Raw genomic sequence first — 12,656 nt, 5'->3', positions numbered from 1 at the left:
AACTGGGATTGAACATTCCACGGTACCTATTATTATTATTCTTGAGTAACGTAGACCCAATTGGTCTTTGTCTATTAAACTAGTGGATTTCCAGAAAATTCTAGAAAATCCACGGCTTCTACAAGCCGTGGTAGTTTAATTTTTAATAGTTACAGATATATTTCCATTCAATGCAATTATCAGCAAGATGGTTTCAAATATTATTAACAAGCACAAAATCCCTGTAAAATCAAGATACTTTACAATATATTCTGCAACCAGTTTCAATGCATAGTAAATCAATATTACATCAATTGCAATTGTACTTATTTCTAAAAGTTTATCATAATCTATTTTAAGCCTCCTTTATTTTAATTTATGAAATTTGTTTAATTCAAAATTACTTATTACAATAATCACAGCTATTTAGCCTTCAAGACTTTCATCACCATTCCACTCCCAATATTCACATAATTTACCTTCGCATTGTGGATGATTATGCGATTTGAAATTACAGTTATCACAACACCTATTTTCTATTCTTGATTCCTTTCTTTTGAAAACCAGACAGGAATTCCTATGATCACGAATATTATCTTTATTATCTATCCTAGAACAGTTGTTATCCCAGCAAGACTCATCAATTTCAATTTCAAAAAGTGCATTTCGGATTTTCGAATCCATCTCTTTAGATTCACCATGATGGGTCAAATCAAAAGCAATATTGCCATCCAATATATCTGACAGGCAATATAATCCATAATCATCTTCCATTATCTTTTTGAAATTATTTTTATAATCAAACCAGAAAATATTTACAATATTGAACTCGTAAGGAAAACAAATATTGAAGTCATCATTTATATGCTTTTTACAAGCTTTTTGATAAGCTTTAACAATAATATCTTCAAATTCCTCCTGACTATACTTTTCAGACGAATAGAAAGTAGTTTTATAGGACTCTTCAAATCCTTCAGCAGATATTCTGTAAAAATACATGAGATTAGCTCCTATTTTTCAATGATGAAATCATATTTTCCATTTAACAGGTCGTCCACTTGGCTTTGGCTTAATTTGAATTCTCCATTCTCTGTGTCAATTACTTTGAATGGCGCATCAAGCGAAAATTCCTTAAATGTTCCTAAAACCTTTTTCGTATCTTCATGAACTAACTTGAAAGGTTTTTTGGAGATAATTTTCATGAAATTTAAATCATTGCATGCACGATATGGCTGTACATCCATATAGCATTCATAATTTTCATCAACTGATGGAATACTCACATCATCATTTTCCTTCCAAAAATTCAAGACTTTAAGCAAGCTCCTACTTTTTTCACCTGATTCATATAATTCATTTATAAAATCATCAACGGATAATTCCAAATCAACATAGCTAATCCTTTCAACATTCTCTTCGCTGGAAAACGTTAAAAACAAAGGATAGCCGGTTAAACTAATTATATATCGATTACATAATTCAATGACATATCCACCGCAATATTTTGGAGTCAGAAAGAGACCTACAGTTCCAGGCCCGTAATAAATCAGGATTGGATTGATGATATAAACACTAAAATTGTCTTCGGGCACTTTATCAATCCAATTATTTATTTCCTCCCAATTGTGAAAGTATGGAAATGTGACGATTCCGGTTACAGTATCTGAGCCATTAATTTTGCTTACATCAGAACGCAATTGCATTGAAGAAGTATGATCAAATGAAAAAGAAGTTAATTCACCAATGCATCCGTATTCATTTTTATCTGTAAGTAAACTGGAATAAGCGGGACTGAATATCAGTTTGAATATGAACGGATCATCTTGAAATAGATTATTTAATTTCTTATGTATTCCTACCCATTTGTAGAATATTGACCATTTCTCCAAATCAAAAATACTCCTTGATTCCCCATATAATAAATGATAATATTCCTTTTCGTTGATTTTATAATTTTCTCTGAGCAACTTTTCCTTTCTTGACATTTTATCACAAATGAATTTTAATACTAAAAATTAATGCTGATAAATCAGATGTCAACAAATTTATTTTTGACGAATTGTCTTTAATTTGAATAAATTCGGTGATGATTAATTTTTAGTTAATAATAAGTATTGTACTCATTATATTTAAGTTTTATCGAATTGTCGTGACTTATTAAAATTGTTCTGACCCATAAAAATTGTTCTGAGAATAACATAGTATTTATACTTAACTATTTTCATAATAGAAAAAAATTGTATCCAAAAAACTTACCAATCACAAAAAGTTTTTAAAATAAGAAATATAAACTCTTAATAACAAATCTCAGGTGACATATTATGGATTTAGGAAAATTGGTTTCAAATTCATTCAAATATCCATTCAGAAATATTAAAAAACTGCCGGTAATCTGTATCCTATTCATTCTAATAGCTATCATTCCAATCGGCATGATATCAGACAATAAATATATTACAACAATAGGAGTGATTGCATTTTTCCTATTCATAATGCTTGTGCCTGGATATTTTCTCTCCATCGTTAAAGTGGGTTCAAACCAGTCAGCAATGCTTCCGTCATTCAATATTGTAAACAACATTTACGATTCCATTAGGGTGCTTCTTTTAAGGATTGTCTACATGATCGTCCCTGCGGCTGTATTTTACATTGCCCTAACCACATTAGGCCCGACAAGCAGAGAATTGCTTTTCAATTTCAGAATACCTGAATTTTTAGCAACAGTCGGTCTGGTTTTGGTGCTGCTCTTAATCGTATATCTGGTATTTGAATTCCTGCTGTTTTTTGCAAAAGCCAGATTAGCTTACCTTAATAGCCTGAAAGAAGCATTAAAGATCAATGAAGTAATAGGGGATATCAGAAATATCGGTATTGTAAACATAATCAAATGGCTGATAGTTATGGCAGTACTTTTGAATGCAGTCACTTTTGTCACATCTTTTGTGGTTTCCATTCCCTATGTCGGATTTCTGATATACATCTGCATCGTTATTCCGGTAATTGAAAGCATAGCCAATTATTCTTTAGGTTTGTTGTATTCTAATATAGCTAGAAATTATGGTAATTTGGATTTTAATCAATTTGATGAAATAGAATCTATGTGATAGAATTAATATGAGACAAACTCCTTCATAATTAACTCTTTTTTATATGCTTGTAAATGGATATTCTCCTTTTTCAGTATATTCTGACTGTAACCATTTAGCTAATAATGGTTCAGTGAATGAATATAATTTATTACCTGTTTTATTGATTAAAGATAAATTTTCCAATTCACGTAAATTTGGACTTAATGAACCTGACTTTACATTTAAACTTTTTGCTATATCAATACGTCTTGCAGGTCCGTTTAATAGTGAAATTAGAATTAATTTATTTTTATAGCTTAATTCATACCAAATATTTACTAAATTAGAGGAAATCTGATAAATGGATTCATTAAATTCTCTTGTTATTGAATCAGAAGTAAATTCAATATTTTCAGGTAAAATCTTAGCAAAATTATTTATATATGCCGGAATTCCTAAAGTATTCTCATAAAATCTATTAAAACCACCATCAGTAAATTTTAATCCTGGTTTTTTTTCATTTAAATACTGTTTAACAGTTGTTTTTGAAAATGTAGATAAATGGAATGAAATCATTCTGCCGCCAAAAACCCCATTATGGCCTGAAATTTCAGAAATTAATGTGTCATTTAAACTCATGGAACCTGTAAAAACATATGCAATATTTCGTTGATTTTGAATATAACTTCTAATATTCCACAAAAATGATTCTTTATAATCATCTAACTCTTTTATTAACTGAAATTCATCAATCAAGATAATGATTCCTTTTAATTGGTCGGAATGATTATTATAAATTTTTTCTGGAAATGTTAAAACATATTCCATTAAATCTTCTTTATTTATTTCACTTTTAAAAATTGGAATAGGAATTCCATTTACTTCTTGAAATTCTTTGAAATGAAAATTATTTGTTTTAAAATATTTTTTTAATTTTTCTCCAATATTTATTAATTTATTGTTATTACAGCTTATTAATGTTTTTTTAAAATAAAATTGCATTAATCCTTCAATAGTCATATTTTTTCTTCTAAAACATTCTGCTTGGGAAAAATTGATATATATAACTAAAAAACCATATTCTTCTAATTCTTTTTGAATTTTTTTGATGAAAACAGTTTTTCCAATACCTCTATTTCCGGTTAATAATATGTTTGGTGGTGTTTCATTTTCAGTAGTTAATAACATTTGTTTTAAATGAGTTAATTCAATTGATCTATTATAGAATTGATTATCGTCTAAATTTTCATTATTTCCCCAAGGTATATTATTCATTTAATCACCTAATATTTTTTGATTACATAATATAATTTAATTACATATAATATATAATATTTTTTTGATTATATAATCTAAATTTAATATTATTTAATCATATTATTCTGAATTGAAAAATTGTTCTGAATGAAATACAAAATTTTTGGATGTAAAAATTTTAAAACTTAAGTAATATAAATTAATTCATGTGCATTATAGCTAGTTTTGACTGTAAATTTAAGACAAACAAGGAAAATATTGAAAAGACCTTTCAGCATTATGGGCTTCGGAAGATTCAAAGTTCATTATATGTAGGGAGTTTGGAAAATAATGAAAGAAAAGAGTTGAGCGAAAATATATCAAAAATCATTAAGGATTATGATAACGTTTTGATTATACCTCTCTGTCAAAATTGTTATTCAAAAAAGGAAAGCAGCGGAAGAAAAATTATTTTTCAGGAAGAATTGTACAAGGTGTTTTGAATGAAAATTGTAATTGACGGGTATAACAAATCCATCCACAAAAAAGATAACCAATTGGTTATACATGAAAAAGATGAAATCCTGGATTCAATTAAGGCTTCAGCAATTAGTGACATAACCATCATTGGAAAAGGTTATGTTACCTTTGATGCGCTAAATTTAATGGCTGAGAATAACATTAAACTGATATCAATAAATCCAAGAGGAGAGCTGACATATACATTAGAATCTCCTGACTGGAGAAATGTTTCATTGAAAAAACAGCAATATAAATTATCTGAAAATAAAATTGGAGTTGAATTAAGCCGTGAACTAATCAAATCCAAAATTAAAAACCAAAAAGGAGTATTAAAAACATTAAATAAGAATAAACAGCTGAAAAGAGTTGCAAATGCACGTCTAAAAATGGATGAATATGTAAAGCAACTGGATAATTTGAATTTAAATAATAATAACATCAAAATGCAGATAATGGGAATAGAAGGAAAATCATCAAATGACTACTGGAATAGCGTGAAATATTTCATTCCAAAAGAACTAGGATTTGATGCAAGAACAAAAAAGCCTACCGACCTATTAAATTCCATGCTGAACTACGGATATGCAATTCTTGCATCCGAAATAACAAAAAGCATATTGCTAAATGGACTGGATCCCTACTGCGGATTCCTGCATTATGACATGACTAACAGGACAAGTCTGACTTTTGATTTGATAGAGCCATTCAGACAGCAGATTGTTGACAAAAGTGTAATCAGCCTAATTAATAGGAAGCAGGTGAAAATAGATGATTTGGACAAAAGAAATAATCTCCTGAAATTAGAAGCAAGAAAATTAATTGTAAGAAAAATACTAGATAAAATCTATTCTACAATAACATATAACGGCAAAACAATGAGTTATGCCGAAATCATTGATTATCAGACTAAAAATCTTGTAAATACATTAATTGATGATGTCGAATTTAATGGATTTTACCTGACATGGTAGGGAAAACTAGGTTAAATTTTAGTGAAAAAATAATGTCCCTGAAATTAATTGAAAACATCCCCTAAACTGAATTTTTTTGTATTGGTTTAGGGGAAACCTACCCATAAAATTTAGCTGAAAAATGATGTCCCCATAAAAATTTTTAAAGGAGAACAAATAGATGTTTAAATAGTAAAAATAAGAAAAATTATTTAGTGTTTGAAACGAATGTTTTCCACTGAAATATACTAAACTTTGTTCAAGTAATTCTCTAATGTTTTGTTTAATAGGAACTTTTAAACCAACTTTATCTGCATAACTTAAGAATTTTATTAAGATACTAAGTTCTTTTACGCATTGAAATTCTCCCCAGGATGTTGCATAATCTTTGGACTTATCCTTAATTAATTTTTTATGTTTATTCAGTTTGGAACGAATGTTTTCCACTGAAATATACTAAACAACCACCAGGCTTGTTGGTTACTGGATACATGGATTACTCCTTTTTCATTTTTGTGTTTGTGGAGTATTTCTTCGATTTTGTATAATCCATTAACGTTTTTCCAGTTTCCTCTTTTCATGTTCCCCACATAATCTCTGATGATTGGTCTGTTCTTTTTGGGGAATGGTGATTTTACATATATGTAATATGTTTCATCGGGATTGATTCCTATCCAGTAGCAGAATTTGTCTTTGTTTCCTAATGTTCCTGTCATGAATAGTGTTTGAAACGAATGTTTTCCACTGAAATATACTAAACTTAATTATCCCACATTATTTTTAATTTTTTAACCTAAAAAAAGAGGAATTATTCCCTTTTAATAGTGGAAAGGAAAAATCGAAGGCGAAAAAAAATTAATCCACAGAGAATAATTCACTAGATTTTTAGGTACCAGAGAGTAAAAAAATGGTTTTTTTATACAAAGACGCTGTTTTAGGTTTCTGAAAGAATTTGTAAAAGAACGGATTTGTTGTCCCAGTTTACTCTGGGGGACAAAGCAAAAAAAAGACAATGTGTCTATCATTTTTTATTCTACAATTTGTGTAAGAGACCACTCTTTACTTGTAGAATATTGTTTTTTTTGGTGGAACAGGGAATCGAACCCCGCCAAGATTATTTCCACCATATGATTATATTACAAAATTAACAAAAATAACATGAAAAAAAATAATCCAATACAAAAAGAGTTAATCTAAGAAATCATCTTCATAGGACCGCTCATCAACAACCCTTAAATTTCCTGTTGGTAAATAATATGGATTGCGTTCCATAATTTCAGAAATAATCTTATTAAATTTATCATATAAAGTTATTTTCATGAATTTAGCCGTGAATCTACCACAATTTTCATTTTTCTCTTTAGGTGTAGACCAATAATCAATTTTTGCAACCATATCATTTTCAAAATGAACATATTTTTCAAATTCATTCCCTAGTAGAAGACCTTTCTCATAAAATTGTTGTTGGTCCTCTTCTGAAATAAAATCTGGATTTTCTTCTATAACTTGTGAAATAACATTTTGATTTCTATCTAGTAACCGAGATCTCCGATACAATGAAGAACATCTAGTAAAACCAAAAATAAACGGATCTTTAAAAGAATCATCTTTTAACCCATAATCAATTAAAATTTGCATTTTATTTGGTAGAATAAATAACTCTTCAGAAGGATCATCAACATAAATAATGGACATATATATTACCCCAATATTGTTAATAAATTATGTTCATAATTGTAATTATATTTATTAAAAATATCATTTATAAATTTTGCTTTTGCTGGAAATAATTGAAATAATCTTTTAGGATTAAAGAAATAATCTACTACACATTCTGTTTGAAACGAATGTTTTCCACTGAAATATTCAAAACGAAACATAACATCCATTTTTAACATTAACGATTGGGTTCAGCTATCCAAAACTTATTTTCCGACTCCCTTACATATATATCACAGTTTAAAATCAGATTAGCCATTAGAAACCATCAGCAATACCTAATCAATTAAAAAAAGTTTAAAGGAGCTGAAAAGCCTCCAATCATGCATGCATTGCCAATTGTCCAAAGTATGCATAGAAATCAATAAGCAAATGAACAATATATGAGACAAGAACATTTTTAGTCTTCATATATGCGTACAAATCGAATATTGATCCCAAACCTTGAATCAACAATATCTGCAGGAGCCTTCCATAAGATCCCATATGTGAAACACCAAATATGAACAATGTAAAAATAATGCCCAACCAGACAGCCAGATTACGGTTATTGGTGAATTTATAGACAAGATACATTGCAATTAACAAAAGGAATACCTTGAAGAATTCTTCACCAATCAATTGGACAAATGTGGCGATGATAAACACCACACTGAAAGTTGAAGGAAGTGCTGAATCAGCTGCGGCATGATACCCCATAAAATAGAAAACCATAGCCATTAGTGTGGCATAAATAAGATATCCTACAGTACATAAAATAATGGTCTTTAAATCAATAAGTCCCAATTTTTTGAAAAACAGACCATAATTGCCTTTACAGATATAAAGTGCAGGACCGAGCATTATCCCAAAGTAGAATACATATGAATATGGTTGAGGAATCGCATGCGTATAAGCTACTGCTGCAAAAAGAATTACTACAATTGCTAAAATCACCCATTCAGCACTGGACAATTTTGGTATATCATTATAGAATGGAAAATCAGTTCCATTCTCCAAAAATTCAAATTTTTCTTTAAGATTAAATATATTAACTACCTCCTATATAGGTACTTAAAATTTTATCAAAGAATATTTATATATATTCTCTTTTGCACTCGAAAAAAAAAGTTTAAGGCTTTTAAATAAACTATTAACATTAACACCAACTTAACTATTAAAAACTTATTTTCCGAAACCATTCATATATATCGCAGTGTAAAATCCAAATTCAATTCCAGAATCACTGCCGTTAATGTTAATGTCCTTTGATTTAATTAAAAGAGTAAGTGTAGCTATTGATTTTTATTAACAGTGCCATTGATTATTTTGTAGCTTTGAAAAATAGTTATTTATGAATCCAGATAAATTTTTAATCCGAGATCTGTTAGATAGTATACCCTTCCAGTTTTAGCTTCAGAATCCATGCATTCTAAAATATTCTTTTCTCTTAAATCAACTAGTACTCTTGATGTTAAACTGAATCTTGCATCCATTTCTTCTCTAATGTCTGATGGAGTTTGAAACAAATGTTTCCTACTGAAATATTCAAAACAACCTAATCATTTTTATTCATTGCATTTTCTGTAATTCTTACTGCGCCTGCACAGTGAATACGAACAACAGGATGCTCGTCATTATCAGCAATATATTGTAACTTCTCGAGGTAAGGTTTCACGCATTCAGGTTTTCTTTTTCCCATTACCCGAAACATTTCAGGCGATTCTATTCTGACCTTTTCGTAGGAATCATCAATCATTTCATAAAAAATAGCTAATCTGTCACAGAAAAGTTCCGGAGCGTTTGTCGCTATATTTTCACAGGCCCAGACAAATGCAAGGCGGACTTTGCCATTCTCATCATTTCTTGTGTTCATCAATTCATCAAAATAAGGGATAATTAAATCCTTGTTGGCCCTTCCTATTCTTCCAAGTGCATTGAGAGATCTTTCCCGGAGCTTTGCATCATCATCTTTAATAAAAGAGGCAATCTGTGCAACATATGATTCAATTTCTTGAGGATATTTCAGTCCCATTTCGCCCAGAATCCATAATGCCTTGGCATTGACTTTTACTGGGTAGTCCTCATCAAGCTTTGCTGCAACTTTATCAATATTTTCTTTCCAGTTTCCGGTGTCTTTTTGAATTTTTCTTAATTCATCAAGGGTTTTTTCAGGCATTTTCATCAGTTAATCTATGGTGTGTTCCATTTCTGTTGGGAAAATCAGCTTGTATCCTGTTCCTTTTTCCTGTTCAATCAGGCTGATTTTTCCTCCAAGCTGTTTTGTAAGGCTTTTGATTATTTCACATCCAAGATTTCTGGTAATATTGTCCAAATCCTTTAAGCCGACACCATTGTCCTTTATAATCAGTTCGGCCATATTATTGTCTAAACTTCGTACTGTTTTAGTTATCTTATTGTCTTTTGATGCATCGGGAAATGCATGCTTGACTGCATTCATGGTTATCTCATCAATAATTAAAAGTAATGGGGTGATAACTTCAAGTGACAGGTTCAAATCTTCATCCACATATGTATCAAATTCAATTGGGTTGATTGAATCAACAACATCCATTGTCTGTCTGTCATGGTCAAGGACATAATCCTTAAGGTTGATATTCTTGAAATCCTTTGAATTATATGTCTTTTCATGAAGCAGCGCAAGTGAAGAAAGACGTGTCTGCATATGCTCAATTATCAAATCAGGATTGTCTTTATATGCTCTTTTTTCAAGGTTTAAAAAACTGTTTAGAACCTGCAGATTATTTTTTACCCTATGGTGAACTTCCTTAATTAATATCAGCCTGTTGTCATTGGATAAAATCAGTTGCTCATAATTTTCTTTCTCTTCGGTGATATCCGTTAGAAAACCTATACTGTGTATGGCATTGCCATATTCAAAGCGTTCAATATACAAATCAACGACCTTTCTGTTATCAGAATCACCGTCAATATAATAGCTGAACGTTTCATCAAACTTATTGATTTCACCGTTAATCAGTCTGTTCAGTCGTCTGACTGCGCTTTTTTCAACAATATTGTCTAAAATTTCTCTGGAATGATAATATTTGCCGGGATCTATTTCTATCAGATTATAGAAACCTTTGGAGAACTTGAATTGCTTTGCATTTAAAGGCTCGACCATAAGAGCCAGCTTTTTACTGTTTTTAAAACCGTTCAAAAGAAAATCAACAGGCTTTGTAAGCTCATCATCGGAATAGTTTGTAATGTCGTTTATAAGGCCCTGGCGAATGACGATTCCGCTTTCATCAAAGTAGGAATAGATATTAAGATGTATTGTTTTCAGGATTCCGTTGTCCGTTCTGATGCGGATGATTTCCTCAAATTGGGCAGTCTCCTTATTGCATATATCAAAAATTTTGTTGACAATATGCTTGTCCTCAGGTATTACCAAATCAAAGACTATATTGTAGAAATCATCAGATTCCTCTTTTGCACGGTTTATGATATTGAATATTCCCTGTGACCAGGTGTATTTTCCGTCGATGTTATAATAGCTGCCCGTCTGTGAAAAGTTCTCTATTATGTCTGATTTGTCCTCATCGAAATCCCTGTATTCCAGATCCACACGGCTTGAGATTCTCGTGTCTATGTTATTGCTCGTTACGAAAATCCTTCCGTTGTCAAAAAGAAATTTAGCCTGGCTTAGCTTCGCCAGCTTGTTTTTGTTATAGTAGACAAACCTTATTTTTTTAACCTGATGATTGTGGTAGACTTCAAGTAGCTCATCATGAATTATTTCATAAAATCCCGGTGAGAGCTTGCTTAAAAGCCTTCCTTTTACGTCATTCGGCGTGCAGTTGTATTTTCCGAGAGTAAAATCACCTACCTTTTCAATAATGAAATCGTTGCCATCATCATAGGGAAGCAGGCAGTGGATTTCAACGGGAATATTGTTCATAAGCACCGGAAGCGGAAGGTCGCCAACCTCAAACTCCCTGGGTGTCGGTCTGTAAAAGTTTTTCTGACTTGCGTTAAAAATACGAATTTCATCAATGCCTTCCAAATGTCTGTATTCTTTTTCCACTCTCATTATAACACCATAATACATTAATAATATATGGCATTAATTTTATTTAAATTTGATTCAAAAATCGAACAGGGTTTTCTGAGTAATCCTTTTAATCTTCAAATCATCGTTTCCATAGAACTTTTTTTCTAAATCACCAATGATTTTTGAAGGATCTTTGAGATTGAGAAGGTCTTTGAGAGATCTGTATCCTTCATATTTCGGCACGATTATTCTTTCAAAATTAAATGAATCCCAAACCACAAAATAAGTGGATATTATGGTGTTTTTAGTTAATTTATCATTTAAAAACATTAGATTGTCATAAGTGGTGGCGTTAATACCTGTATGTTTTTTCAAGTCATTAATCTTCCAGATAGGATTTAAATCCATACAGTAATTAATTAAAGTATATTCAAGCATTTTTCCATACTTTTCTTTTTTGGAGAAATGCTCTGCCATAATCCGGTTATTTAAAATGAATGAGTCATGATTTTTATCTTCAGCGGATTTATTAATATGCAATTTAATGAATTCGACAGGTATCCTTTCCTCTTTTTTCCTGTAGTTGTCCATGTAGAACTCGTTGAACTCGTCAAAATAGTAATTATCCGAGAGGTAGTCTGTAAAAATGTCCATTCTTCTTTTCTTGTTTTTATAAAATACTTTGGATTTTGAGGACAGGTAATAGTTATTTCCAATCAGACAGTTCTTTAATATCCTTTCCTCTATTTTCTGCCTTTTACCTGATGTTTTAAGACCATGCTTTTTGAGAATCTTTTTTAAGGCCTTGGTATTATACTGTTTTAACTGTGATGAAAGCTCATCTTTATCAGTCTTATTCATCAGATATTTGTTTTCAACAAGATAATCCAAAAGATAATCCTTTGATAATGAGTATTCATAAGCAACACTGTTAATGGCGCCTTCAATACTGACATCTCTTTTATATAGAAGATAAATGAAATCAAAAGTATACTGCATCTGTGAAATATGATAATCCTTAGGGACTTTTTTTGGATATTTAAGGGATAATCTGGCTGTATTGTCAAACATAATTAATATTAACTATATTGGTAATAATTCTTATAGGTTTTGGAAAAGTATGATTTCCTGTTTTAGTTGAGTTAATCCATATACATATCATTTATTTTCCCCTTGAGTGTCGCAGTC

General features: G+C 30.5%; 13 protein-coding genes. 3 read left to right on the top strand and 10 right to left on the bottom strand.

Going from position 1 to position 12,656, the window contains the following annotated elements; translation table 11 throughout:
• Nucleotides 1–405 precede the first annotated feature (405 nt).
• Nucleotides 406–978: a hypothetical protein gene (locus tag ACKI2W_RS06195; protein ID WP_407380304.1), complete on the bottom strand. Its 573-nt coding sequence runs from the start codon at nt 976–978 to the stop codon at nt 406–408.
• 11 nt (nt 979–989) lie between these two features.
• Nucleotides 990–1,964: a hypothetical protein gene (locus ACKI2W_RS06190; RefSeq protein ID WP_407380302.1), complete on the bottom strand. Its 975-nt coding sequence runs from the start codon at nt 1,962–1,964 to the stop codon at nt 990–992.
• A 336-nt stretch (nt 1,965–2,300) separates the two neighbouring features.
• On the opposite strand from ACKI2W_RS06190, the gene ACKI2W_RS06185 reads away from it, so the two are divergent.
• Nucleotides 2,301–3,083, top strand: coding sequence for a DUF4013 domain-containing protein (locus ACKI2W_RS06185; RefSeq protein WP_407380300.1), 783 nt, complete (start codon nt 2,301–2,303; stop codon nt 3,081–3,083).
• Nucleotides 3,084–3,125: 42 nt separating this feature from the next.
• Here ACKI2W_RS06185 and ACKI2W_RS06180 read toward each other — a convergent pair whose 3' ends face one another.
• Entirely contained in the window at nt 3,126–4,322 is a 1,197-nt protein-coding gene (locus tag ACKI2W_RS06180; protein ID WP_407380297.1) for an AAA family ATPase, read from the bottom strand.
• A 188-nt stretch (nt 4,323–4,510) separates the two neighbouring features.
• On the opposite strand from ACKI2W_RS06180, the gene cas2 reads away from it, so the two are divergent.
• Together cas2 and cas1 are read left to right on the top strand one after the other, a co-directional pair.
• The gene (cas2, locus tag ACKI2W_RS06175; RefSeq protein WP_407380296.1) at nt 4,511–4,786 is read left to right on the top strand and encodes a CRISPR-associated endonuclease Cas2; all 276 of its coding nucleotides are present in this window, start codon (nt 4,511–4,513) and stop codon (nt 4,784–4,786) included.
• Nucleotides 4,787–5,776: a CRISPR-associated endonuclease Cas1 gene (gene cas1, locus ACKI2W_RS06170; RefSeq protein ID WP_407380293.1), complete on the top strand. Its 990-nt coding sequence runs from the start codon at nt 4,787–4,789 to the stop codon at nt 5,774–5,776.
• A 401-nt stretch (nt 5,777–6,177) separates the two neighbouring features.
• On the opposite strand, the gene ACKI2W_RS06165 is transcribed toward cas1, so the two are convergent.
• The 7 genes from ACKI2W_RS06165 to ACKI2W_RS06135 form a co-directional block, all read right to left on the bottom strand.
• Nucleotides 6,178–6,471, bottom strand: coding sequence for a hypothetical protein (locus ACKI2W_RS06165; protein ID WP_407380291.1), 294 nt, complete (start codon nt 6,469–6,471; stop codon nt 6,178–6,180).
• Nucleotides 6,472–6,943: 472 nt separating this feature from the next.
• Nucleotides 6,944–7,450, bottom strand: coding sequence for a hypothetical protein (locus ACKI2W_RS06160; RefSeq protein ID WP_407380289.1), 507 nt, complete (start codon nt 7,448–7,450; stop codon nt 6,944–6,946).
• Nucleotides 7,451–7,795: 345 nt separating this feature from the next.
• A complete protein-coding gene (locus ACKI2W_RS06155; RefSeq protein ID WP_407380287.1) occupies nt 7,796–8,473 on the bottom strand; it encodes a type II CAAX prenyl endopeptidase Rce1 family protein in 678 nt (225 codons plus the stop codon).
• 332 nt (nt 8,474–8,805) lie between these two features.
• Nucleotides 8,806–8,949: a hypothetical protein gene (locus ACKI2W_RS06150; protein ID WP_407380285.1), complete on the bottom strand. Its 144-nt coding sequence runs from the start codon at nt 8,947–8,949 to the stop codon at nt 8,806–8,808.
• 62 nt (nt 8,950–9,011) lie between these two features.
• On the bottom strand, nt 9,012–9,638 hold the full coding sequence (locus tag ACKI2W_RS06145) for a sister chromatid cohesion protein PDS5 (protein ID WP_407380283.1): 627 nt from the start codon (nt 9,636–9,638) through the stop codon (nt 9,012–9,014).
• 3 nt (nt 9,639–9,641) lie between these two features.
• A complete protein-coding gene (locus ACKI2W_RS06140) occupies nt 9,642–11,507 on the bottom strand; it encodes a histidine kinase dimerization/phosphoacceptor domain -containing protein (protein ID WP_407380281.1) in 1,866 nt (621 codons plus the stop codon).
• A gap of 54 nt (nt 11,508–11,561) precedes the next feature.
• Nucleotides 11,562–12,539: an SAP domain-containing protein gene (locus ACKI2W_RS06135; protein WP_407380279.1), complete on the bottom strand. Its 978-nt coding sequence runs from the start codon at nt 12,537–12,539 to the stop codon at nt 11,562–11,564.
• Between the last annotated feature and the right edge of the window lie 117 nt (nt 12,540–12,656).

The sequence above is a fragment of the Methanobrevibacter sp. genome, from assembly GCF_045603845.1.
In the GTDB taxonomy this organism is placed as follows: Archaea; Methanobacteriota; Methanobacteria; order Methanobacteriales; family Methanobacteriaceae; genus Methanocatella.
The sequence above is the reverse complement of the archived record's forward strand: the minus strand, read 5'-3'. Positions and strand labels throughout refer to the sequence as shown.